This is a genomic window from Rhizobium sp. SG741 (assembly GCF_012275435.1).
GTDB classification, from domain to species: domain Bacteria; phylum Pseudomonadota; class Alphaproteobacteria; order Rhizobiales; family Rhizobiaceae; genus Rhizobium; species Rhizobium lusitanum.
In genome coordinates, this window is sequence record NZ_JAAZQP010000005.1 from 132282 (window position 1) to 154988 (window position 22707).

The 22707-nt window shown below is 61.5% G+C and carries 19 protein-coding genes and 2 pseudogenes; 8 read left to right on the forward strand and 13 right to left on the reverse strand.

Features of this window, described 5'->3' with window-relative positions; genetic code table 11:
* Positions 1-224: 224 nt before the first annotated feature.
* The 4 genes from FHT29_RS14785 to FHT29_RS14800 all read right to left on the reverse strand — a co-directional run bounded on the left by FHT29_RS14785 (position 225) and on the right by FHT29_RS14800 (position 4628).
* On the reverse strand, positions 225-1253 hold the full coding sequence (locus tag FHT29_RS14785) for a zinc transporter ZntB (protein WP_047553880.1): 1029 nt from the start codon (positions 1251-1253) through the stop codon (positions 225-227).
* A gap of 365 nt (positions 1254-1618) precedes the next feature.
* Positions 1619-2260, reverse strand: coding sequence for a ThuA domain-containing protein (locus FHT29_RS14790; protein ID WP_047553878.1), 642 nt, complete (start codon positions 2258-2260; stop codon positions 1619-1621).
* Between the two features lie 24 nt (positions 2261-2284).
* Positions 2285-3385 (reverse strand): Gfo/Idh/MocA family oxidoreductase, encoded by a 1101-nt coding sequence (locus FHT29_RS14795; protein WP_047553875.1) that lies wholly within the window; start codon positions 3383-3385, stop codon positions 2285-2287.
* 40 nt (positions 3386-3425) lie between these two features.
* Positions 3426-4628: an ROK family transcriptional regulator gene (locus tag FHT29_RS14800; protein ID WP_047553874.1), complete on the reverse strand. Its 1203-nt coding sequence runs from the start codon at positions 4626-4628 to the stop codon at positions 3426-3428.
* A gap of 220 nt (positions 4629-4848) precedes the next feature.
* On the opposite strand from FHT29_RS14800, the gene FHT29_RS14805 reads away from it, so the two are divergent.
* From FHT29_RS14805 to ugpC, 4 genes are all read left to right on the forward strand, one after another.
* Complete coding sequence (locus FHT29_RS14805; RefSeq protein ID WP_037195980.1) at positions 4849-6150, forward strand: extracellular solute-binding protein; 1302 nt, start codon at positions 4849-4851, stop codon at positions 6148-6150.
* 305 nt (positions 6151-6455) lie between these two features.
* Positions 6456-7394 (forward strand): sugar ABC transporter permease, encoded by a 939-nt coding sequence (locus FHT29_RS14810; protein WP_047553871.1) that lies wholly within the window; start codon positions 6456-6458, stop codon positions 7392-7394.
* Entirely contained in the window at positions 7387-8235 is an 849-nt protein-coding gene (locus tag FHT29_RS14815) for a carbohydrate ABC transporter permease (protein WP_047637711.1), read from the forward strand. Before FHT29_RS14810 ends, FHT29_RS14815 begins: the two co-directional genes overlap by 8 nt.
* A 20-nt stretch (positions 8236-8255) precedes the next feature.
* Complete coding sequence (gene ugpC / locus FHT29_RS14820; protein ID WP_168599795.1) at positions 8256-9326, forward strand: sn-glycerol-3-phosphate ABC transporter ATP-binding protein UgpC; 1071 nt, start codon at positions 8256-8258, stop codon at positions 9324-9326.
* On the opposite strand, the gene FHT29_RS14825 is transcribed toward ugpC, so the two are convergent.
* The 4 genes from FHT29_RS14825 to FHT29_RS14840 form a co-directional block, all read right to left on the reverse strand.
* Positions 9323-9700 carry a DUF427 domain-containing protein gene (locus FHT29_RS14825; protein WP_168599796.1) on the reverse strand — a complete coding sequence of 126 codons (378 nt, stop codon included), beginning with the start codon at positions 9698-9700 and terminating at the stop codon, positions 9323-9325. The two genes, ugpC and FHT29_RS14825, sit on opposite strands and share 4 nt — an antisense overlap.
* 242 nt (positions 9701-9942) lie before the next feature.
* Entirely contained in the window at positions 9943-11772 is a 1830-nt protein-coding gene (locus tag FHT29_RS14830; protein WP_168599797.1) for a M23 family metallopeptidase, read from the reverse strand.
* 132 nt (positions 11773-11904) lie between these two features.
* Positions 11905-13263 (reverse strand): Nramp family divalent metal transporter, encoded by a 1359-nt coding sequence (locus FHT29_RS14835; RefSeq protein WP_168599798.1) that lies wholly within the window; start codon positions 13261-13263, stop codon positions 11905-11907.
* Positions 13264-13612: 349 nt separating this feature from the next.
* A complete protein-coding gene (locus tag FHT29_RS14840) occupies positions 13613-14362 on the reverse strand; it encodes a tryptophan 2,3-dioxygenase family protein (protein ID WP_037196178.1) in 750 nt (249 codons plus the stop codon).
* Between the two features lie 151 nt (positions 14363-14513).
* Between FHT29_RS14840 and FHT29_RS14845 the strand changes: the two genes are divergently transcribed.
* Positions 14514-14984 carry an Lrp/AsnC family transcriptional regulator gene (locus tag FHT29_RS14845; RefSeq protein WP_037196181.1) on the forward strand — a complete coding sequence of 157 codons (471 nt, stop codon included), beginning with the start codon at positions 14514-14516 and terminating at the stop codon, positions 14982-14984.
* Here the strand turns inward: FHT29_RS14845 and FHT29_RS14850 are convergent, their stop codons facing one another.
* Complete coding sequence (locus FHT29_RS14850) at positions 14985-15608, reverse strand: TetR family transcriptional regulator (RefSeq protein ID WP_047637713.1); 624 nt, start codon at positions 15606-15608, stop codon at positions 14985-14987.
* 201 nt (positions 15609-15809) lie between these two features.
* Between FHT29_RS14850 and FHT29_RS14855 the strand changes: the two genes are divergently transcribed.
* Both FHT29_RS14855 and FHT29_RS14860 read left to right on the forward strand, forming a co-directional pair.
* A complete protein-coding gene (locus FHT29_RS14855; RefSeq protein ID WP_168599799.1) occupies positions 15810-16979 on the forward strand; it encodes an efflux RND transporter periplasmic adaptor subunit in 1170 nt (389 codons plus the stop codon).
* Positions 16979-20134, forward strand: a complete 3156-nt coding sequence (locus tag FHT29_RS14860; RefSeq protein ID WP_168599800.1) for an efflux RND transporter permease subunit — start codon at positions 16979-16981, stop codon at positions 20132-20134. Before FHT29_RS14855 ends, FHT29_RS14860 begins: the two co-directional genes overlap by 1 nt.
* A gap of 17 nt (positions 20135-20151) precedes the next feature.
* Here the strand turns inward: FHT29_RS14860 and FHT29_RS14865 are convergent.
* The 3 genes and pseudogenes from FHT29_RS14865 to FHT29_RS14875 all read right to left on the reverse strand — a co-directional run bounded on the left by FHT29_RS14865 (position 20152) and on the right by FHT29_RS14875 (position 21459).
* A pseudogene (locus FHT29_RS14865) lies at positions 20152-20556 on the reverse strand (type II toxin-antitoxin system VapC family toxin).
* 1 nt (position 20557) lies between these two features.
* A pseudogene (locus FHT29_RS14870) lies at positions 20558-20754 on the reverse strand (AbrB/MazE/SpoVT family DNA-binding domain-containing protein).
* A 90-nt stretch (positions 20755-20844) separates the two neighbouring features.
* The gene (locus FHT29_RS14875) at positions 20845-21459 is read right to left on the reverse strand and encodes a hypothetical protein (protein WP_047553853.1); all 615 of its coding nucleotides are present in this window, start codon (positions 21457-21459) and stop codon (positions 20845-20847) included.
* A gap of 314 nt (positions 21460-21773) precedes the next feature.
* On the opposite strand from FHT29_RS14875, the gene FHT29_RS14880 reads away from it, so the two are divergent.
* Positions 21774-21929, forward strand: coding sequence for a hypothetical protein (locus FHT29_RS14880; protein ID WP_167669529.1), 156 nt, complete (start codon positions 21774-21776; stop codon positions 21927-21929).
* 13 nt (positions 21930-21942) lie between these two features.
* On the opposite strand, the gene hutC is transcribed toward FHT29_RS14880, so the two are convergent.
* A complete protein-coding gene (gene hutC, locus FHT29_RS14885; protein WP_168596525.1) occupies positions 21943-22662 on the reverse strand; it encodes a histidine utilization repressor in 720 nt (239 codons plus the stop codon).
* Positions 22663-22707 lie beyond the last annotated feature (45 nt).

Sequence of the window (22707 nt, forward strand, 5' to 3'; positions counted from 1 at the left end):
CCCAGGTCTTATCTTAGCAAAAAATAACAAAACGGATAACCGATTGATCGGGATTGGAAATATAAGGAAACCATATTTCAGACCCGAAAGGCGGGTGGATGGTTTCAGGCTGCTCAGGCACCTTTGATCGCCTGGCCAATGCTCGGCTCGTCGGCCGGGATTGCCTGCTGCCTATTCGAAAGGATTGCCTGCGCCATGGGCTTGGCCGAACCGAGAGCCGGGCGTTAAAGCCAGTTGATGCGCTTCAGCACCCAGAGGGTGGCGATCGATGTGATCGTCACGAAGAGGACGATGACGACGAAGGCCCAGGTGTCGTTGACGCCGGGAATGCCGCCGACATTCATGCCGAACAGGCCGGCCACCACGCTCGGCGGCAGGAGCAGGGCAGCTAGGGCGGCGAGGCGGTTGGAATTGCGGGCGATGCGCTCGCTGATGACGGTCGACAGGTCGTCATGCAGGATGCTGGTGCGATCGCGGATGGCGTCGAGATACTCGATATAGCGCATCAGCTTGTCGATGACCTCGCGCAGGCGCAGCTTATCGCGTTCGGCAAGCCAGGGCGCGTCGTCATGTTCGATGCGGTTCAGCGCATCGCGTTGCGGCGCCAGGTAACGGCGAAGCTGCACGGCGCGGCGGCGCAGCAGCTTCAGGCGTTCGCGCACCTGGCCGGCCTCGCCGTGAAAGATCAGCTCATCGAGCTCATCCACCTCTTCGTCCATGGCGTCGAGCACGGGTTCGAGATCGCGTACCAGCTTGTCGGCGATCAGGGCGAGCAGTTCACCGGAACGCTGCGGCCCCTTTTTCTTCTCCAGCGACAGGCGGATATCGCGCAGCGCCGTGATGTAGTGGCCGCTATCGCGCAGGGAGACGATGCGATTGCCATCGACCCAGAGATGCAGAGGCACCAGATCGATATCGGCGGGCTTCTGCGTCGTGCCATCGGGCGATGTCGCGCAGACGCCGCGCAGGATGATCAACAGTCCGTCGCCTACCGGTTCGACACGCGGACGCGATTCTTCTTCCAGCAGCGCCTCGACCACGAAAGGATCAAGATTGCTCCTGTGGGTGATCCAATCGGCGGTCGCCGGATGGTCGCGCTCAAAATGCAGCCAGGTGACGCCCTCTCCGGGCTTGTAGGAACCGACCTGATCCATGCTGAGCTGCCTGCAGCCACCATGCCCGTCGAGCAGGGAGGCGAAACGCAATCCCGGTTCGGTGCCGTAGCTGACCGACGAGCTGTTGGGTGCTTCCATGGCGCCTTAATCCATCCCACCCCCATGGCAACGAAAAGCGCAAGCAGCACAAGAGTTTGTGGCTTGCTGGCGGTATTTTATCAGTTCGGGTCAAGGTAGCAAGGTGAAGGGTGACCGGCTTCTCATGCCGGTATGAGGTATGGGGCCACTAAAGTTCCTGAAGCCTCCTAGGCCCCTCATCCAGCCTATCGGCCACCTTCTCCCGGTCGGCACGGGGAGAAGGGGATGGGGCACCCGCAGCCTTCCTTCCAGCCTATCGAGAGGCGAGGGACCGGGATCGTCCCCTCTCCCCGCGCGCGGGGAGAGGGGCAACTCTTGCTCGCATTAAATGAGGGGCAATCCTTGCCAGAAAGAGGCAGGCGCCCTCAGCGCGCCGCCCAGTTGGCGCCGCGGCGGAAGATCGTTTTCATCTGAGGCACGTCGAATTCCTTGGCCTGGTGGCCGAGCGAGGAATAGAAGACGCGGCCCTTGCCGTATTTGCGCTTCCAGGCCACCGGCATGACGACGCCGTCGATCCAGTAGGCGTGCTCGCCGGTGAAGGTCGTGGTCGCCAGCACCTCGTTCGACGGGTCGACATGCATGTAATATTGCTCGGACGTGTAGGGGAAATCGGTGATCCCTTCCATGATCGGATCGTCCGGGCGGGTGACGTTGACGGTATAGTCGATGATGTTGCCGGGATGGGCGACCCATTGGCCACCGATGATAAACTGGTACTCGACGCTCTCTCGGAATGAGTCGCCGGCGCCGCCGTGATAGCCGGCGATGCCGACGCCGCTCTCGATCGCGGCGGCAAGGTTTTTCACCTCTTCCTTCTCGATCTTCGACATGGTGACGATCGGCACGATCAGGCTGAGATCGTGGATCGAGGGATCGGCAAAGGCTTCGGTGCTGTTTTCGAGATAGACCTTGAAGCCGTCCTCCTCCAGCATGTCGCGGATGATATGGGCGCATTCCTGCGGCTCGTGGCCGCTCCAGCCGCCCCAGACGATAAGTGCTTCACGCATGATATTCCTCCTGAAATTGCGCGGTTAGCGGCCGATTTTTCCGTCCACGAGGGATTCGGACAGCGGGGCCGGACGTTCCGTTTGCGTCGTTATGGTAACCGTGCGCCCGCTATCGGACGCGGTCTGGAAGGCTTCCATGACCTCGAGCACGTGCAGCGCCAGGCTGCCATTGGCCCGGTGCGGACGGTTCGAGCGGATGGCATGCGCCATATCGGCGACGCCGAGAGAGCGGTAATTGCCGTCGGCATAGGGAGCCGTGATTTCGCGCTCCGCGAACTCGCCGCCTTTCTTCAGGAACTCGACGGGGCCGCCGAAGCGATTGGGGTCGGGCACGATCAGCGTGCCCTCGGTGCCGTAGACTTCGAGCGGCACATGCTTGTGGCCGGCGACGTCGAAGCTCATGCCGATCTGCACGACCGCGCCATTGGCAAAGGCCATGACGCCGGCGACGTGGGTCGCGACATGCACGGGGATGTGCTCGCCATTGCGCGGCTCGCTGGTGATGATGCGCTCCTTGCGCGGCGTCACGGCAAAACCTGCGACCTGTGAGACGGGGCCGAGCAGATTGACGAGGTCGGTGATGTAGTAGGGCCCCATGTCGAGCATCGGGCCGCCGCCGATTTCGTAATAGAAAGCCGGATTCGGATGCCAGCGCTCGTGGCCGGGACACATGAAGGTGGCGGTGCCGCCGACCGGGATGCCGATTGCGCCTTCGTCGATGATGGCGCGGGCCGTCTGATGGCCGCCGCCGAGAAAGGTATCGGGCGCCGCGCCGATGCGCAGACCCTTGGCGGCAGCCGCGTCCGCAAGCTTCTTGCCTTCGGCGAAATTGATGCCGAGCGGCTTTTCCGAATAGGTGTGCTTGCCGGCATCCAGCGCCTGCAGGCCGACCGCGACATGCGCCTTCGGGATGGTCAGGTTGACGATGATCTCGACCGTGGGATCAGCGAGCAGGGCTGCGATCTCAACCGCCTTCAGGCCGAATTCGGCGGCCTTTGCCTCGGCAAGCTCGCGATTGAGGTCGGCGACGCCTTTGATGTCGAGAATGGGAAAGGATTTCATGGCGGTGAGATAGGCGCCGGAAATGTTTCCGCAGCCGATAATGCCGATGCCGACCTTGTTCATAGACTTCCTCCAGATAATTGTCTTTGCCTGTCCCCGAGGATCAGAGGGCCGGTGCCGGCCCTGTCGTGCCCCAGGGCGATTCGTAGAGTTCGCGCAGTGCGACGACGGCTGCGCCCTGCGCCCAGGTCTCGTCGGTCGATTGGTCGAATACCAGTTCGGTCACCCCCTTGATCGACGGCGGGATTGCCAGTGAATAGGCCTCCCGCAGGCTGTCGAGGAAGGGCTGGCCGAGCGCCAGGCTCGATCCCACAAGAATGACGCGCGGCGGGGCAAACAGCGTGACGATATTGGCGAGCGCCGTGCCGCAGGCTTCGCCGGCGCGGACCGCCGCGCCGATCAGCGTATTGTCTTCCGCCGCAATCAGCGTCTTGGCATGCGCCATGCCCTGCCCGAGGCGGATCGCCTCGGCGAAGCGGCCGCTCGGCTGATCGCCGAGAATGGCGCTCTCGCCGGCAAGGCTCGCCAGTCTGACCGTGCCCTGCGGCCCGATGCCGAGAACGAGGTCACCGAGATTGTGGCTGAGGCCGCCGGCCCCGCGAAAGAGCTGGCCGCCGTGAAGTACGCCCAGCCCCAGTGTCTGTTCCAGCGACACCAGCACCATGTCGTCAAGGTCTCGTGCCTTGCCGAACCAGTGATGGGCGAGCGTGATGGCGTGCGCGTCGCTTTCGACGATGGTGGTGACGCCCAGCCGTTCGGACATTTCCCTGGCGAAATCGACGCCGGTTTCGCGGAAGATCGGGCTGGTGCGCACATGGCCGGTGCGGTGTTCGACGACGCCGGGCAGGCCGAGACAGACCGAATCGATTTCATCAAGCGCCAGGTTGGCGTCGACGACACAGCGGCGCACGCCGTCCTCGATCAGATCGGCGATGACGCCGATCGGCTGCCGGTCGACGCGGAGCGCCAGCGTCAGCGTCGAAAGCACTTCGCCGCGAAAATCGGTGACGACGAAGACCATGCGGTTGGCGGCGATCTTCGCGCCGACGACGCGGGCGGCATCCGGATTGAGTTCCAGCATGACGCGGGGCCGGCCTCGGGCGGCGGCCTCGCGCAGGTCGCCCTCCGTGCGCGCCAGGATCAGGCCGTCATCCAGCAAGGACGCTGTTATCGCCGAGACCGTGGTGGTCGAAAGCTGGGTGCGCTCGCTGATTTCGATGCGTGCGATGGAGCCCGCCCGCCGGATCGTATCCAGCACGTTGAAGCGGTTTATCGCCCGCATGAGTTCGGGATCTGCTGTTTTCATGAGAATGGTGCCGGATGTCGGACCCGCTCGGCGGCGGCCTGGTATTTTTAACGGAATGCGTATTAAATAACCTATGCCCATTGCCCAATGTCAAGCCGTTTTACCGACGATCTGCCGAAAATTTAGCGATGGTGGTTGACATTTCAGCAAAGCTCCGTTGAATTAATCCGCATAAGGGAAAAAATATTGAGGCTCTTGGTTCCCTTGGGAGGAGAAAATCATGATCCATCTACGTGGGGCCAAGGCCCTTCGCATCGCCGCTATTGCCGCAACGACCGGATTGGCGATTCTGGCCGGCGTGTCGAGCGCTGCCGCCGACACCGTCGTCAAATGGCTTCATCTGGAAACCGATCCGACTTATGTTGCCGTCTGGCGCAAGATCGCCGATCAGTATGAGGCCAAGCATCCCGGTACGAAGATCGAGATGCAGTTCCTGGCCAACGAGGCCTTCAAGGCGAAACTGCCGACACTATTGCAATCGAAGGACGCTCCCGATTTCTTCTTCAGCTGGGGCGGCGGCGTGCTGAAGCAGCAACAGCAGACCGGAACATTGCAGGACCTCACTGCGGCCATGAACGCCAAGGACGGTGCGTGGTCGAAGAGCTATAATCAGGCCGCCGTCAAAGGCCTGACCTTCGACAGCAAGATCAGCGCCGTGCCGTACAAAATGGGCACCGTTTCCTTCTTCTACAACAAGGCGCTCTTCGCCAAGGCTGGCGTCGACGCGAGCGCTATCAAGACCTGGGATGACTATCTGGCCGCGGTCAAGAAGATCAAGGCGGCCGGCATCGCGCCGATCGCCGGCGGCGGCGGCGAGAAGTGGCCGATCCATTTCTACTGGAGCTATCTGGTGATGCGCGACGGCGGCCAGCAGGTCTTCAGCGATGCCAAGAATGGCAAGGGCAACGGCTTCAACGATCCGGCAATCATCAAGGCCGGCGAGCAGCTCGCCGAACTCGGCAAGCTCGAGCCCTTCCAGCCTGGCTATCTCGGCACCACCTGGCCGCAGGCGCTCGGCGTCTTCGGCGACGGCAAGGCTGCCATGATCCTCGGGTTCGAGAATACCGTCGCCAACCAGCGCACCAATGCCGGCGATGGCAAGGGCCTGGCGAACGACAATGTCGGCCGCTTCGCCTTTCCGGCCGTCACCGGTGGCGCTGGCCTTGGGACCGATACGCTCGGTGGCCTGAACGGTTGGGCCGTCACCAAGAAAGCTCCGCCCGAAGCGCTCGATTTCCTCGCTTATCTGACCAATGCGGAAAATGAGCGCACCATGGCGCAGGCCGGCATGATCATCCCGGTAGCTGTCGGCGCTGAAGACGGCGTCAAGGGTCCGCTGATGCATGAGGCTGCCGACCAGCTGGCGCATTCGACCTGGCACCAGAACTTCTTCGACCAGGATCTCGGCCCGTCCGTCGGTCGCGTGGTCAACGACGTGGCTGTCGGTATCGTCTCGGGCCAGGTCACCCCGAAGGATGGCGCGCAGCAGGTTCAGGAAGCCTTCGAGCAGGATCAGCTTTGATATCTTAGATCTTCGCCCCAACGGGGAGAAGGTGGATCGAGACGCTGAGCGAAGTGAAGCGGTGAGAGACCGATGAGGGGGGTGCGGCATATTCTTTGCGGCCCTTGCGGTGCAACGCCCCCTCAACCTGCCCTTCGGGCGTCCTTCTCCCCGGCGGGGAGAAGGTGAAATGTGCCCTAGCGCCAATTTGTGGAATTCATCTGAATTTTGGCGTGACAATTGATCGGGTGAGCCGGCTCCTAATACCGGCTCGCCATTCCAAGACGACGTAGGCTTCCCTGGAACTTCAGGGGTCAGGATTATCTATGACCGATGTCAGCGCCACGACCGCCATGCCCTCCGTCGCACGGGCGAAGCCCGCAGCGAAGCGAAAGTCGCCCGCCGCACGCGGCCGCATGCCGGTCATCCTACTGTTCCTGCCGCCAGCGCTTCTGCTTTTCACCATCTTCGTCATCCTGCCGATGGGGGAAGCGGCCTGGTATAGCCTCTATCGCTGGGACGGCTACGGTCCGCCCACTGAATTCGTCGGCCTGCGCAATTTCCAGGTGCTGTTCAAGAACGGCGCGTTCCTGACATCGCTCAAGAACAATGCGCTGATCATCGTGGTGTCGATCGCCATTCAGGTGCCGCTCGCGATCTGGCTGGCAACGATGCTCGCCAACCGCATCCGCGGCGTCGTGCTCTTCCGGCTGATCTTCTTCCTGCCCTATGTGCTGGCCGAAGTCGCTGCCGGCCTGATCTGGCGCTTCGTCTATGACGGTGACTACGGCCTCTTCGCCGCGATCGCCCATTTCCTCGGCACGCCCACGCCTTACGTGCTCGCCGACAAGGATTTGGCGATGTACGCGGTGCTCGGCGTGATCGTGTGGAAATATTTCGGCTTCCACATGATGCTGTTCATCGCCGGCCTGCAATCCCTCGACAAGAGCGTGCTGGAAGCCGCCGAGATCGATGGCGCCACCGGCTGGCAGAAGTTCCGTTACGTCACCCTGCCACTGCTCGGCTCGACGCTGCGTCTCTCCGTGTTCTTCGCCGTGGTGGGATCGCTGCAGCTCTTCGACATGATCATGCCGCTCACCGGCGGCGGACCGTTCAACTCGACGCAGACGATGGTGACCTTCCTCTACAATTTCGGCGTCACCCGCATGCAGGTCGGGCTCGGCAGCGCCGTCGGCGTCGTGCTGTTCGTGATCTGCGTCACCCTCGCCTTCGGCTACAAACGGATATTTATGCGCAATGACTGATATGGCCACATCCGTTCGACTGAGCACCGGCACGAAGATCTATCTCTATGTGTCGCTCACCATCATCGCCGCCATCGTGCTGATCCCGCTGCTGACGACCGCGCTCGGCGGCTTCAAGTCGCTCGGCGATCTTCGCACCAATCCCTTCGGCCTGCCCGCCGAGTGGCATTTCGAGAATTATGCCGGCATCCTGTTCGGCGACCGCTACTGGCGGCAAATGATGAACTCTTTGATCATCGCCGTGTTGACCGTGTTCCTGACGGTATCGGTCTCGGCGATGGCAGCCTTCGCCTTCGCGCACGTAAAATTCTTCGGCTCGAACTTCCTGCTGAACTATTTCCTGATCGGCCTGATGTTTCCGGCCGCGACCGCCATCCTGCCGCTGTTCATCCGCATCCGGGATCTCGGCCTGCTCAACACCTATTGGGGCGTGGTGCTGCCGCAGGTCGCCTTCGGCCTCGGCATGAGCATTCTGCTTTTTCGCAATTACTTTCGCAACCTTCCGGAAGAATTGTTCCAGGCGGCCTTCGTCGATGGCTGCGGCTATATCCGCTTCTTCTGGCATATCTCGCTGCCGCTATCGCGGCCGATCATCGCCACGGTCAGCATCATTTCCTTCGTCGGCAGCTGGAACAGCTACATCCTGCCGCTGATCATGCTGAACTCGGATTCGATCTATCCCTGGCCGCTCGGCATGATGGTCTATAGCGGCGAATTCGGCACGGAGTGGGAGCTGGTGCTCGCCTTCATCACGCTGACCATCCTGCCCACCATCATCGTCTTCTTCCTGGCGCAGAAGCATATCATCGCCGGTCTTACCGCCGGCGCGGTGAAATCCTGAGCCCTATCGGAGCAAAAAGCATGGCATCCGTCGAACTGCACAATATCCACAAGGCCTATGGGGCGCTCACGGTCATCCACGATATCTCGCTGGCAATCGATGACGGCGAGTTCATCGCCCTCGTCGGCCCCTCAGGCTGCGGGAAATCGACCCTTTTGCGCATGATCGCCGGGCTTGAGGAAATCACCGACGGCGATGTGTCGATCGGCGGGCAGGTGGTCAATGGCATGACGCCGCGCGAGCGCAACATCGCCATGGTCTTCCAGTCCTATGCGCTCTATCCGCACATGACCGTCGCCGAGAACATGGGCTTCAACCTGAAGCTCTCGGGTGAGCCGAAGCCGGTGATCGAGCAGCGCGTCAACGAAGCGGCGCGCATGCTCGATCTCACCAAGCTGCTCGACCGCAAGCCGGCGCAGCTGTCCGGCGGCCAACGCCAGCGTGTCGCCATGGGCCGCGCCATCGTGCGCAATCCGGCCGTCTTCCTGTTCGACGAGCCGCTGTCCAACCTCGATGCCAAATTGCGGGTGCAGATGCGCTCGGAAATCAAGGCGCTGCATCAGAAGGTGCAGACGACGTCGATCTACGTGACCCACGACCAGATCGAGGCGATGACGCTTGCCGACCGCATCGTCGTCCTGAACCAGGGCAAGATCGAGCAGCAGGGCACGCCGATCGAGCTTTACCGCAAGCCGGCCAATCTCTTTGTCGCCGGCTTCATCGGCTCGCCGGCGATGAATTTCCTCGACGGTGTGGTCGATGGTGTGGATGGCGCCCCGGCCGTGCGGCTGAAGGATAGCACGTCGGTGCGCATCGCCGGCGAGCGCAAGGTGAAGCCGGGCCAGAGCGTGAAGATCGGCCTGCGGCCCGAGCATCTGAGCCTTGCGAGCGGCGGTTCGCCGCTCAGCGGCCAGACGCTGCTGGTCGAGCCGACCGGCGCCCAGACGCATGTGCTGTTCGACCTCGCCGGCGAGCAGGTGACGGCCGTCGTCGATGGCGAGGCGCCGGTGCGCTATGGTCAGCCGCTGAATGTTACCGTCAGCCCGGACCTGGTCTACGTCTTCGATGCGTCGAGCGGTCTGGCGCTTTAGGTGATGATGTCGATCACGTCGACCCGATCAGGGTAGAAGGCCATGTAGTCCTTGATCTGGCTTACCGAGGGATAAGGGTTCTCGTAGGTCCAGATCGCGTTCACAGAACGCTCGCCGCCGGCGGGGATGCTGTAATAGGAGCAGTCGCCCTTATAGGGGCAGTAGGTTTCGTGGCTTGTTCTTTCCAGCAACGACAGATCGACATCCTTGCGCGGGATATAGAGCACAGCCGGATAGGATGCCTCCTTGAGGGACAGCGCTTCGTGGGTGTCGGCGATCATCTTGCCGGCGACGGAAACGGTGACATGAGCATGCTTCTCTTCGATCGTGATGGGATGATCGGGACCGGGTGTTTTGACTGGCTTTTGCGACATCACGGGGCTCCTGGGTTGAGCGATGGTCGGGTGTGTCCGCCGATGTGGCGCTTTGTGCTTGGCCCTCTCCCCGCTTGCGGGGAGAGGGCTAGGGTGAGGGCCAGGTACAAAGCCGCGGCAACGGCGGAGGGCCTGACGATTTGCGTTCGGAAAGGGATATAGGAAGCGCACCGCCGATTGTCAGTGCTCGGTCGTAAATCTGCGCAACTGCGTCCGCAATCAGCCGAGCGCGCGACGGAGGCTTAACGTGCGCCGAAGTGCTTCGGTCCCGGGCCGCCAGGCCCAGGTCCCGGCTCAAAGCCCGGGAAGGGCGGTGGCGGATCGTCGCGCGCCGGCGGCACGTCGAGATAGCTCATGATGTTTTCGACGTGGTTGACCTGCGAGCGCAGGCTGTCGAGCGATTTGCCCGTGAGATTGGTGCCGGCGGGCAATTGTGCCGTCAGCGGATTCTCATAGCGGCCGTTGACGCGCAGTTCATAGTAGAGATGCGGGCCGGTGGAGTAGCCGGTCGAGCCGACATAGGCGATGGTCTGGCCCTGGGTGACGCGCTGGCCGACGCGCAAGTCCGACGGTGTTGCGGAAATATGGGCATAGGTGGTCTCATAGCCGCCGTCGTGGCGGATGCGCACATATTTGCCGTAGCCTGTTTCCCAGGAGATCTTTTCGACGACACCATCGCCGGCGGCCTGGATCGGGCTGCCCATCGGTGCGCGGAAATCGACGCCGTTATGGAATTTCTTCACGCCGAGAATGGGATGTATGCGCCAGGCGAAACCGTCGCCAAGCGTGCCATTCGGCACGGGACGGTGCACAAGCGACTTGGCGATCGAATGGCCGCCTTCATCGTAGAATTCCGAGGGCTCTTCGCCGCTATTCTTGTGCAGATAGAAGCGGTGCGTGTCGCCGTCGGCATGGAACTCGATGAACATCAACTCGTTCTTGCCTTCCTCCGCCTTGCGGAAGAGCAGATCGACGCTGTCGGGCGCATCTTCGACGCTCGTCAGCGAAATGCCCTTGGCCTTGGCAAGCTTGACGAGCTGCGAGGCGCATTCTCTGGTCAGGCCTGCCTTCTCGAGCTTGGCGCTGATTGTCGTCTCGTCGTTCCCGTCAACGTCCTTGAGGTCGACGGCAGCTACCTCCGTCGAGGCAGGCAATTCGGCCTGGCTTTCGCTATAGAGCGTGGAAAACAGCTGGTCATTGGCCATCGGCACAAAGCTGTCCGCATCGTCGCGCGCGACGACGCGCTCGGGCGTCTTGTCGCCGCTGAGGCGGGCCATGATCAGCTTCGGGCGTGCGTTCGGTCCCTTCTTCTCCAGCAGCAGTTCCAGGCTGTCGCCGGGGGAAACCGTGTCGGTCTCAAGCGCACGTTGCAGCTCATCGCCGGCGTCGCTGCTGAGGCCCGCGGATGCCAGGATGTCCTGCAGATCCTGCTTGTCCTTCGGCATGGAGACGAGCTTGTGGAACTCGCGGCCAGACTCGCCCGTGGTTGCCCTCGAAACGCTGACATTCAGCGGAACGCCGCGAACGGGGAAGCGCGAGCGCCGAACAGCATCATAATGCGTCGTCTGCGGATAGATACCATGGCGGATATCCGACAGCGACGGCGGCGAGAACACCACCTCCTCGGCACGTTCGCCGCCATAAGAGGCGTTGATGGCACCGAGATTGCCGTCTGAGTTTGCGGATTCCGCCGATTTGAAAACCAGCGTCGTGCGGTGATAGGTGAAAATGCGGGTTTCGCCGCTCGAGGTCTTCTCTGCCACCTGCGCGAAACGGGCACCATCGAAACGCTGTTTTGCAGCGGCGATGCGCGTGCTCTTGCGCAGCGCCGGCTGCGGGCGCGCAAGCTGGGCGGTGCGCATCGGCACGGCCTGCTCGATGGTATGATGCGCCAGTAATGGATAGAGCACGCTTGCGAGAAGGCCGAAGGAAGCGGTGCCGGCCAGGCTGATCGCGATCAGATGGCGAAGATGTGGGGAGCGAGGCAGAAACGGAATGTGAAATTCATGATGCGGCCGCGCCTGCATCGCAGCTTCTGCAGGAAATTGGACGCGCAATGGACTTTCGACCATGAAGTGAGGAACCCTGCAGACTGCGGTGGGCCCAAACTAGGGCAAATCATGGCGAAATCTAGGCAAATATTACGAGTCTGTTAATTGCCGTGATCGTCCACAGGTCCAGATTCGCGCGTTCCGGATGATTCGTCAACCGAAGATGGTGTCGTAGAGAAGCTTGAAGTTCAGCACCAGAATGATTGCCGCGACCAGCCAGGAGAGAATGGCAATACTTCTCGAGACGACGAATTTGCCCATTTTCTCGCGATTCGTGACGAATTGGACCAGCGGAATGACAGCAAAGGGCAGTTGCATGGACAGGACGACCTGGCTCAGCACGAGCAGATTGGCAGTACCTTTTTCACCATAAATAGCGGTCACGAACACAACCGGAATAATTGCGAGGCCGCGGGTCAAAAGTCGCCTTGCCCAATGCGGAATCCGCAGGCGGAGGAAGCCTTCCATCACGATCTGGCCCGCGAGCGTCGCCGTAACGGTCGAATTGAGCCCGGAGGCGAGCAGCGCGACGGCAAACAACGTGGAGGCGATGCCGAGGCCGAGCAGCGGCGACAGCAGTTCGTATGCCTGACCGATCTCGGCAACGTCGGCATGGCCGCTGGTGTGGAAAGCGGCGGCAGCGACGATCAGGATCGCGGCGTTGACGAAGAGCGCCAGCATCAGGGCGATGGTGCTGTCGAGGGTTGCCCATTTGATGGCGTCGCGGCGGCCTTCGTCATTGCGCTTATAGGCGCGGGTCTGCACGATCGAGGAATGCAGGTAGAGATTATGCGGCATGACGGTCGCGCCGATGATGCCCATGGCGATGTAGAGCATCGCGGGATTGGTGACGATCTCGGGCGAGGGGATGAAGCCGTGGAGGATGCCTGCGACCGGAGGCGCGGCAGCGACGATCTGCACGGCAAAACAGGTGGCGATGACGACCAGCAGCGCGATGACGAAGGCTTCGAGATATCGGAAGCCCTTGTTCATAAGAAGCAGCAGCAGGAAGGCGTCGAGCGCGGTGATCAATGCGCCGCCGATCAGCGGAATTCCGAAGAGCAGCTGCAGAGCGATCGCCGTGCCGATGACTTCGGCGAGGTCGCAGGCGATGATGGCCAGTTCGCAGGCAAACCATAGAGCCAGGTTGACGGGCCGCGGATAGTGATCGCGACAGGCCTGGGCAAGATCGCGGCCGGTAACGATGCCGAGCCGGGCCGACAGTGCCTGCAGCAGGATCGCCATCAGGTTGGACAGCATGATGACGGCAAGCAGCGTGTAGCCGAATTGCGAGCCGCCCGCGATATCCGTCGCCCAGTTGCCGGGGTCCATGTAACCGACGGAGATCATATAGCCCGGTCCGAGGAAGGCGATCAGGCGCCGAACCCAGGTGCCGGTATGGGGAACCTTGATGGTGGAATTGACTTCGGGAAGGCTTGGGCGGTCGTCCTCGTCGACGCTCGCGAATTTCCATGCGCGGTCTTGCGCGGCGGCTTCCTGAATTTGCGTCATGCGGACTCCGGGAGGATCGAATTTTGAAGTGACTAAACAAATATGCTGGATATCAACATTATGCAATAGGCTATATTTCATGGTTTTGGCATTTTATCGGGCAGCAAAGCACCTTGCCTATGCCGTTGCCGCCGGAGTTGACGTCGCTGTTATTGTGGGGAGGAGAGGGTTCCACGCTCGTGGAAGGAGGGTCCGCCGTCGGAAAGATGGTCGTCGACTATAGGCGATAACGACGCGCCTTGTGAGGGGGACATATATCGCGCCAACCCCACTGTCGCGCTTGTGCGCGGGCAGTGAAAACCTTCCGTCGCGTGATGCCGCGCGGCGGAAGGTTGCTTTCAGCCGTCGCCTATTCGGCGGCGTCGTGCTTGGAAATGGAATCCCGGACCACACCATATTGGCTGCCCCAGCGATCTGTCATCTCAGCGCGGATATCCCAGAGATCGGGAAAGAAGCGGTGACGGGCGCCGGCCTGCAACAAGTCAACCGGCCGGCCTTTCAGGGATTTGGAGCCGAGCCCGATGGAGCGCTGGATGAGATAGATGTGGTTGGCGCGAAATTTCTGGAACAGTTCGTCGAATTCCACCAGGGCTTCCGCGACCACGTAGCTGTCGCCGTGATCGTATTTGCCGTCGTAGATATCCTCGATCGTCAGTCCGGCGGCATCGAGATAGTGCGCCTTGAAGGCGTGCCAGAGATCTGGCGGCATGCGCAGCAGGAACTTGAAGCCGGGCGATTCCTGGCCGCTGCCATTGCCGAGCTGCAGGCGGATTTCCTGGTATTCCTTTGGCGACATGGTTTCCAGGAGGTCGAGCTGGGTCGTCATCATGCGCATGAGCCGATGCACGCGGCCCATGAGGGTTACGACGCGGTGCGTGTTGCGCTCCTCCATGAAGCCGATGACGTCGACCAGCGTGTAGGCGATGAGCTTCATCCAGAGCTCTTCCACCTGGTGAACGATCTGAAACTGCAATTCATCGCCGTTGACCATGCCGCTCAACGGCTTTTGACAGGCAAGCAGCTTGTCGCATTGCAGGTAGACGCCGTAGTCGCGCATGTCGGGCGCTTCGATACGGGCGTAGTATTCTTCCTTTTGCATCTTCGTTCCCTTTTCATCCGGCCCGCGGCCGCCAAGCATGTTTGCTCCTATCGAAGGATACGAAATTTCAGCTTGAACATTGTTCCAATTTGTCACCCAAAATTGGAAAACAGGAGTACGATCGATCATTTTCAGCGATATGGAAAGAACGATGAAATTAGACGCACTGGATCACAAGATCATTGCCGCGCTGGAGGCGGATGCCCGGATCTCGTTTGCCGCTCTCGCCGAGCTGGTCGGCCTCAGCAAGACGCCGTGCTGGAAGCGGGTGAAGGCGCTGGAGGAGGCGGGCGTGATCAGGGGGTACAGGACGGCGCTCGATCCGGCCCGGCTGGGTTTCGGCCTGGAGGCTTTCGTGCAGGTCTCGATCGATGTCGAGCGTTTCGATGTCTTCGAAGCCGCCGTGCGACGCCATCCGCTGATCTGGCGCTGTCATGCAACCACCGGCGAGGCCGATTATCTCCTGCATATTCTGGCCACCGACATGGCGGCGCTCGACTGGCTGCTGCGGCAGGAGCTCAACAGGCTGCCCGGCGTGCGGCACACCGTGACATCGATGTCGACCCGGGAGATCAAGTCGGACATCTCTCTTGCCGAAGCCATGCGGCACGCCCGCGAATAGTTACCGGTCTTGGCTGCGCCGCATCGAGCCGATCAGGCTGCGCACCAGCTTCTCGCCGACATCGACCACCGGAAACGACTTGCCCGATCGCAGCCATTCGGCAAAAAGACCGTTCATCGAGCATTGGAAGGCGCGGGCGGCGGTGTCGACGGTCCAGCCGCTCGCGAGCTTGCCTTGCTGGTCTGCCATATCGATCAGCTTCTGCAGCTTTTCGTACATTTCGGCGTTGGCCGTGATGATGCGCTGGGCAGTCTCGGAGGGATCCTCGGTGAATTCGCAGCCGAGGATCATAATGGCAAAGACGCGCTGCTGATGCTCGTCATTCGCCAGGATATGCACGACCTCGATCGATGCCTGCTCGATCAGGCCCAGAGGATCGTCGTGGCCATGTTCCAGCGCATGATCGACGATCGCCTCCTGCGGCAGGCGGATTTCGCTATGCAGCGCCGTCAAAACCTCGGCCTTGTCCTTGAAATGCCAGTAGATCGCGCCGCGTGTTACGCCGGCACGCTGGGCGATCTTCTCGAGGCTGGAGCCGCTTACGCCGTTTTCATAGAAAACCGCGGCGGCAGCGGTCAGGACTTCCTCTCTGGTCTTGGCGGCATCTTCCTTGGTTCTGCGCATGCTCCTCCTCGAAGCCTCCTTGAGGCGAAAGGGGGTCATCCGCCTCATTCTATGTATTTGATTTCATACGCTAATATCTAAGCGCCAATGCGCGGCACACGATATCGAGCAAAAAGTCACGTCGATTTGATGTTTACAATCATTCATGGATGTTTGTATATTGCGGTGCAACAAAAATGTCTGAGATCGCGGTGATTTTCCATGACGATGCATATTTCCCTCCTCCTGCGCAGTAGTCTCGCCGCAGCCGGACTGTTCATTTTCGGCGCATTTCCCTCCCTCGCGCAGCAGGCCGGACAGATGCCGCCGCCGCAGGTGACGGCAATCGAGGTCAAGCCCCAGACCGTATCGCTCTCCTACGAATATGCTGCGCGCATCTCCGCCTTTAGGCAAGTCGATGTGCGGGCGCGCGTGGGCGGTATCCTGTTGAAAAGAAACTTTGTCGAAGGTGCCGAGGTCAAGGCTGGCGATGTGCTGTTCCTGATCGATCCGGCGACCTACCAGGCAGCGCTCGCCCAGTCGCAGGCGCAGCTTCAGCAGGCGCAGGCGCAGCTCACTCAGGCTCAGCGCGAGGAAAAGCGCAACATCAACCTGTTCGACCAGAATGCAGCCACACAAAAGGCTCGTGACGACGCCATTTCGGCGCGGGAGCTGGCGGAAGCGGCGGTCGCGGCCGCGCGGGCACAGGTTCAGACGGCGCAGCTCAATCTCGATTATACCAAGGTGACCGCACCGATCGGCGGCATCACCAGCCTGGAGCAGGTCTCCGAAGGAAGCCTGATCGGCACCACGGGCGATACCGGCCTGCTCACCAACATCACCCAGCTCGATCCGGTGTATGTCAATTTCTCCTTCTCGGATTCCGAGGCTGCCGAAGTGCGCCGGCTCGTCGACATGAAAAAGGCCAAGGGCGAGGCGCCCAATCTCGGCGTCAAAATCTCCTTCGGCGACGGTACGAGCTACGATCATGACGGCGTCGTCGACTTCACCTCCTCCACGATCGACGTGTCGACCGGCACGCTGCAGGCCCGCGCCGTGGTCGACAATCCCGATCGCCGGCTGCTGCCGGGCCAGTTCGTGCGCGCGCGGGTAACGGGCGTGTCGCTCGACAATGCCATCACGATCCCGGAAGTGGCATTGATGCAGAGCCCCCAGGGGCAATTCGTCTACACGATCGACCAGGACGGCAAGGCGCACGTCAATCCGGTAACGCTCGGCCAGAAGGTCGGCAGCAGCTGGCTGGTGCTTTCGGGCCTCAAGGCCGGCGACAAGCTGATTACCGAAGGCATCATCAAGGTGCGCCCGGGCGCAGCTGTGCAGGCGACGGCGGATGCAACGCCCAAGGACGCGAAAAAGGTGGCGCAGAACTGATGTTGGGCAACAGATTCTTCATCGATCGCCCCGTTTTCGCGGCGGTGATCTCGATCGTCATTCTGCTTGCGGGCGCCGTCTGCATACGCATTCTGCCGATCGCGCAATATCCCGAGCTGACGCCGCCGCAGGTGGTGGTCACCGCGACCTATCCCGGCGCCAGCGCCGAGACGGTGGCCCAGACCGTTGCAGCTCCACTGGAGCAGCAGATCAACGGCGTCGAAAACATGCTCTACATGCAGTCGACGAACTCCAACAGCGGCGCGATGCAGATCACAGTGACCTTCGCGCTCGGCACCGATCCGGACCAGGCTGCGATCAACGTCAACAACCGCGTGCAGCGTGCGGTCTCGACCCTGCCACAGGACGTCACACGTCTCGGCGTCGTCGTCACCAAGCGTTCGACCTCCATCCTCGGCTTCGTGGCGATGTATTCCACCGACAGCCGCTACGACCGCACCTATGTCGGCAACTACGCGCTTCTGAACGTCATCGACGATCTCAAACGCATTCCCGGCGTCGGCGACGTCAACCTGCTCGGCGATGTCGATTATTCGATGCGCATCTGGCTGCGGCCGGACAAGCTGGCGCAATATAATCTGACGCCGAGCGATGTCGCGACCGCCATCCAGGAGCAGAATTCGCAATTTGCCGCCGGTCGCTTCGGCGACCAGCCCAGCAACAATCCGCAGGCTTTCACCTATACCGTGACGACACAGGGGCGCTTGCCCGATGTCGACGGCTTCGGCGAAATCATCCTGCGTTCGACGGCCAATGCCGCGACGCTGAGGCTGAAGGACGTGGCGCGCATCGAACTCGGCACCAAGAGCTATTCCATCCAAAGCAGCCTCAACGGCACGCCGGCAGTTCCGATCGCCGTTTATCTGCAGCCGGGCGCCAATGCTTTGAATACGATGGCGGCACTCAAGGGCCGTCTCGACGAGTTGCAAAAATCGTTCCCGCATGGGGTCGCCTATCAGATTCCCTACGACACGACGAAGTTCATCCAAGTATCGATCGAGGAGGTGGTGCACACCTTCATCGAGGCGATCCTTCTCGTCATTGTCGTCGTCTTCGTCTTCCTGCAGAACTGGCGCGCAACGCTGATCCCTGTCATCGCCGTGCCGATCTCGATCATCGGCACCTTTGCCGGCATGTATTTGCTCGGCTTCTCGATCAACCTTCTGACCTTGTTCGGATTGGTGCTGGCGATCGGCATCGTGGTCGACGACGCCATCGTCGTGCTCGAAAATGTCGAGCGCCTGATGTCGACGGAGAAGCTGTCGCCGAAGAAGGCGGCCATCAAGGCGATGGGCGAAGTCACGGGCCCGGTCATCGCCATCGTGCTGGTGCTCTGCGCCGTGTTCATCCCGGTCTCCTTCATGGGCGGGCTGGCGGGCCAGATGTACAAGCAGTTCGCGGTCACTATCGCGATCTCGGTCACCCTGTCCGGTATCGTGGCGTTGACGCTGACGCCGGCACTCTGCGCGCTGATCCTGAAGCCCGGCCATCACGAGCCGGTACTGCCCTTCCGTATCTTCAACCGTGCTTTCGAGCGGCTGACGCTGGGCTATGCGGCCGGCGTCGCCTTCTTCCTGAAGCGCGTCATCGTCGGCTGCGTGCTGGTTGCCGGCCTGCTCGGCGTGACCGGCTATCTCTTCTATACGCTGCCGGGATCGCTGGTGCCGGACGAGGACCAGGGCTCGCTGTTCCAGATCGCCATCCTGCCACCGGCGGCTTCGCTGACGCGCACCCAGGCCGTCATGGATGAGGCGCTTGCCAACACCGAGAAGCTTCCCGGCGTCGAGAACGTCTTTGCGGTCTCCGGCTTCGACCTGCTGTCGGGCGGCCTGAAGAGCAGCGCCGGCGTTGCCTTCGTGACGCTGAAGGACTGGAGCGAGCGCAAGACGCCCGAACTCGACGCCCGCAATCTCGCAGGCCCGATGATCGGCGCCAACATGGGCATCAAGGACGCCATGGTGCTTGCCTTCAACCCGCCGCCGATCCAGGGCCTGTCGACGACAGGCGGCTTCGAGGTCTATGTGCAGGACCGCAGCGGCAAGGGCGTCGCGGGGCTTTCGGAGCAAGCGCAGAAGCTTGTCGCGGTCGCCTCCAAGCGGCCGGAGCTTGCGGCGGTGCGCACCACACTCGACACCAACGTCCCGCAGTTCCGCGCCGATCTCGACCGTGAGAAGGCCAAGGCGCTCGGCGTGCCGATCAACTCGGTCTTCGATGCCATGCAGGCGACCTTCGGCAGCCTCTACGTGAACGATTTCACGCTCTACGGCCGCAACTATCAGGTCAATCTGCAGTCGGAGGCGCCCTTCCGCGAATCGCCTGACGATCTGCGCCAGGTCTTCGTGCGCTCCGACAGCGGCAAGATGATCCCGCTCGATGCGCTCATCAAGGTGTCGCGCGTCATCGGGCCGGACCAACTCGAACGCTACAATGCCTTCAACGCCGCCAAGATCACCGGCAATCCGGCGCCGGGCTATACATCAGGCGATGCGATCAAGGCCATGCAGCAGGTGGCGGCCGAGACCTTGCCTGAGGGCTTCCAGATCGCCTGGACGGGCTCTGCCTATCAGGAGCTGGAGACCAGTGGCGCGGGCACGCAGGCGATGATCTTCGGCGTCATCATGGTGTTCCTCATTCTTGCCGCGCAGTATGAAAAATGGAGCCTGCCGCTCGCCGTCATCACCGCGATCCCCTTCGCGCTGTTCGGTGCGCTGCTCGCCACCTATCTGCGGGGGCTCACCAACGACGTCTACTTCCAGATCGGCATGGTGACGCTGATCGGCCTCGCGGCAAAGAACGCCATCCTGATCGTCGAGTTCGCCGTGCTGAAACGCAAGGAAGGGATGAGTGCGGCTGACGCGGCACTCGAGGCGGCGCGGCTGCGCTTCCGCCCGATCGTGATGACATCGCTTGCCTTCATCCTCGGCGTCGTCCCGCTCGCCATCAGCACCGGCGCCGGTTCGGCCAGCCGTCATGCAATCGGCACCGGCGTCATCGGCGGCATGCTGGCGGCAACCTTCATCGCCACTTTCTTCATCCCGATGTTCTACCGCCTGATCGCCTGGAAGCAGCCGAAACCGGAAGACGACGAGGACGAGGCGATCGATCATCGTCCGCATGCGCAGGCGGCGGAGTAGGGTTTCCTGCTCCGCGCTTAGGTCGTTGGACTGATGAGCGTGAGTGACTTGAAATAAGTCTGGAAGCGCTTCGTGTCGCGGGTCAGCAGGGACAGGCCGCTAACGGCCGCATGAGCACCAATGAAAAAATCGGGCGGGACACCGCCGCGTGTCCCGCCCGGTTTGCGATATTGGGTGAAAACCTTGGCTGCGAGGAAGAGCGCTGCCCGCGGGATGGGCATGATCTCGATGCCGGTTTCCGCGAGCATGGCGTCGAGATCTTCTATTCTATCCTAGCGAACCGAGATCTCGGCATAGACGACATCGTTGATGCAAAGAGGGCCGAGAAGGCTTGCGCCATCAAGCTGCGCCAACGACCAATCAAACCACACCGGATCATTCGTGATGATATCCAGGAGGACGTTGGAATCGACAAGGATCACGTCAGCCATCGCCGCGCGTCAATGCCATGATCTCGTCGGTGCTCATGCCCTTTCCGGAATGCCCGCGAAACTTGGCAAACCGGCTGACTTGCTTGCCGGCCGGCGAAAATCGACCTGGCTGCCAGGTCCGATTCCCAGCATGTCGCGAACGGCCTTGGGAATCGTGACCTGTCCCTTTGCTGTTACGGTCGTGCTCATGCGCGCCTCGGTAATGATCTCTGAAGCAGAGGTCTTACTTTTGGAGGCCGAGTTCAAGGCAATCGCTCAGTGTGCCGGTTCGCCTGGCGATCACATCGGCGGCACGGTGCCGTTGAGGCCGACGGCGACGCGGTCGGCTGATACGGTCGTAGCGTCAGTTTGCTCTCCGGTGATGAAAACACCGGCACCGGGCTTCAGATCCGCTTTCGTGGCGGTTGCCAGCGTCACGACGGGCGTGCCCTTGGGAATGTTGATCTTGCGCTGTCCGCCCTTGTAGGTGAGCGTCAATGTCGGGCCATTCACCGAGGTCACGGCATTGGCGACCGTCGCATTGGTCATGGAGCTGTTCGGCTTTGAATCCCAGGGGCGATCGCCCTCTCCCGTTCCCTTCAATGCTGCCGGGAAGATGACGACTTCTATGGCGCCGTTGATGCCGCTGTCAGTCGGCTGCGAAGCGATGCCGACGAAATCGCCCGGCTTGATGTCATCGACGGCTGCCTGGACGACGCCGCTGACGTTCCAGCCGGATTTCAGCGCAACCGTCACGTCATTGCCGTCACGGGATTTGACCTTGAGCGTGTCGCCATCGAGGCTTTCGACGGTGCCGCGTACCCTGACGCGTTCGGCGGCATCAACGCTTTGCAGCGCGGCGAACATTGCGACGGTGAGCGTCAGCGCACCCGTGATCAGGCGTTTGCGATGCATGGCAGTGTCTCCTTGAGATATCGGCCGAGCGGTGAGCCGGTCGTGTTTGATGCGATGCTAAGCCGGCCAGTGGGATATCCTTGCGGGGATTGGCGGGCGGGGCCATCGACACAACGATCCTATGCGCCGGCTCTGCCGTTCGCCATTCAAACAAGCGTGAGATGAGGGCTATGTTCCGCCCGAGAATTGATTGGAAAAACCGGAATAAGTGCGGAAACATCAAACTTTGCTTAACGTTTGACGTTAGACTGGGGTGGTTGTCTCGAAATCCCTGTCGCGCCGTTGCGCTGGGCTGGGGAGGTTGGAGAACCGATATGACCGCGATTCGTCCACTTCTGATCGGTATCATTCTGATTCTGGCGCTGGTGTTGATTGCGCTCAGCATCCTGCTGGTCGATCCCGCTCAGCCGCTGCGCCAATCCGACAGCCTCATACCCATGCAGACCGAGCCTACGCAGCAGCGGCCATAGCGGGCGGTGTCGGTCAGCTCGACGGGGTAAAGCGCGCTACCAGGCTGTGACGATCGCCGGGATAGGTAAGGCGGACATGGGTTATCGGGCCGGTGGAACTCCATGTGCGCCGTTCGACGACAAGACAGGCGGTCCCCTTGGGAACGTCAAGGCTCGCGGCGGCCTCGCCCTCGGCGGATATGGCACGGATTTGGTGTTCGGCGGTGCTCCATGGCACTTGGTTCAGCAACCAGGGGCCCGGTGGCAAGGTCGCGAAGTCGGCTTTGGCCGCCTCCGGCACGGCATCCAGGTTGATGACACGATCTTCCAGGCAGAAGGGTCGCGGGCCGGCATAGTGAATGCAGCTGATTTCGAGCACCGGGACGGAGCCTGCAAACTGCAGCCGCCGCGCGTCCTCCGACCGGTCGCGCCGCTCGGTGCGTTTCACGAGTTTGTGCGAATAGGGCAGGTTGAGCGATTGGACTTCCGATTTGATGTCGTGGATTTCCAGCACGGCCGATTGCGCCAGCGGATGGGTGACGAAACTGCCCGAGCGCTTTCTCCGCTCGATCAGGCCGGCACGGGCAAGCTGGGTCAGCGCCTTGTTCACGGTCATGCGCGAGCAATCATATTGCTCCGCCAAGGCCAGCTCGAATGGGATGCGATGACCCGGCGGCCAGGCGCCCGAGACGATCTGGCCCTCGATATCGTTCAGGATACGCTGATGCAGGGTCGCCTCTTTACCCGTGGTCATGCCGCCTGCCATCTCCGTGTAAGACATGGGAATTCCCGTGAATTA

Coding starts and splice junctions, on each gene's coding strand:
- FHT29_RS14785 (WP_047553880.1), bottom strand. CDS start 1,253: ATGGAAGCACCCAACAGCTCGTCGGTCAGCTACGGCACCGAACCGGGA.
- hutC (WP_168596525.1), bottom strand. CDS start 22,662: ATGACCACGGGTAAAGAGGCGACCCTGCATCAGCGTATCCTGAACGAT.
- FHT29_RS14830 (WP_168599797.1), bottom strand. CDS start 11,772: ATGGTCGAAAGTCCATTGCGCGTCCAATTTCCTGCAGAAGCTGCGATG.
- FHT29_RS14840 (WP_037196178.1), bottom strand. CDS start 14,362: ATGCAAAAGGAAGAATACTACGCCCGTATCGAAGCGCCCGACATGCGC.
- FHT29_RS14790 (WP_047553878.1), bottom strand. CDS start 2,260: ATGCGTGAAGCACTTATCGTCTGGGGCGGCTGGAGCGGCCACGAGCCG.
- FHT29_RS14860 (WP_168599800.1), top strand. CDS start 16,979: ATGTTGGGCAACAGATTCTTCATCGATCGCCCCGTTTTCGCGGCGGTG.
- FHT29_RS14835 (WP_168599798.1), bottom strand. CDS start 13,263: ATGACGCAAATTCAGGAAGCCGCCGCGCAAGACCGCGCATGGAAATTC.
- FHT29_RS14825 (WP_168599796.1), bottom strand. CDS start 9,700: ATGTCGCAAAAGCCAGTCAAAACACCCGGTCCCGATCATCCCATCACG.
- FHT29_RS14815 (WP_047637711.1), top strand. CDS start 7,387: ATGACTGATATGGCCACATCCGTTCGACTGAGCACCGGCACGAAGATC.
- FHT29_RS14810 (WP_047553871.1), top strand. CDS start 6,456: ATGACCGATGTCAGCGCCACGACCGCCATGCCCTCCGTCGCACGGGCG.
- FHT29_RS14845 (WP_037196181.1), top strand. CDS start 14,514: ATGAAATTAGACGCACTGGATCACAAGATCATTGCCGCGCTGGAGGCG.
- FHT29_RS14855 (WP_168599799.1), top strand. CDS start 15,810: ATGACGATGCATATTTCCCTCCTCCTGCGCAGTAGTCTCGCCGCAGCC.
- FHT29_RS14875 (WP_047553853.1), bottom strand. CDS start 21,459: ATGCATCGCAAACGCCTGATCACGGGTGCGCTGACGCTCACCGTCGCA.
- FHT29_RS14880 (WP_167669529.1), top strand. CDS start 21,774: ATGACCGCGATTCGTCCACTTCTGATCGGTATCATTCTGATTCTGGCG.
- FHT29_RS14805 (WP_037195980.1), top strand. CDS start 4,849: ATGATCCATCTACGTGGGGCCAAGGCCCTTCGCATCGCCGCTATTGCC.
- FHT29_RS14800 (WP_047553874.1), bottom strand. CDS start 4,628: ATGAAAACAGCAGATCCCGAACTCATGCGGGCGATAAACCGCTTCAAC.
- FHT29_RS14850 (WP_047637713.1), bottom strand. CDS start 15,608: ATGCGCAGAACCAAGGAAGATGCCGCCAAGACCAGAGAGGAAGTCCTG.
- FHT29_RS14795 (WP_047553875.1), bottom strand. CDS start 3,385: ATGAACAAGGTCGGCATCGGCATTATCGGCTGCGGAAACATTTCCGGC.
- ugpC (WP_168599795.1), top strand. CDS start 8,256: ATGGCATCCGTCGAACTGCACAATATCCACAAGGCCTATGGGGCGCTC.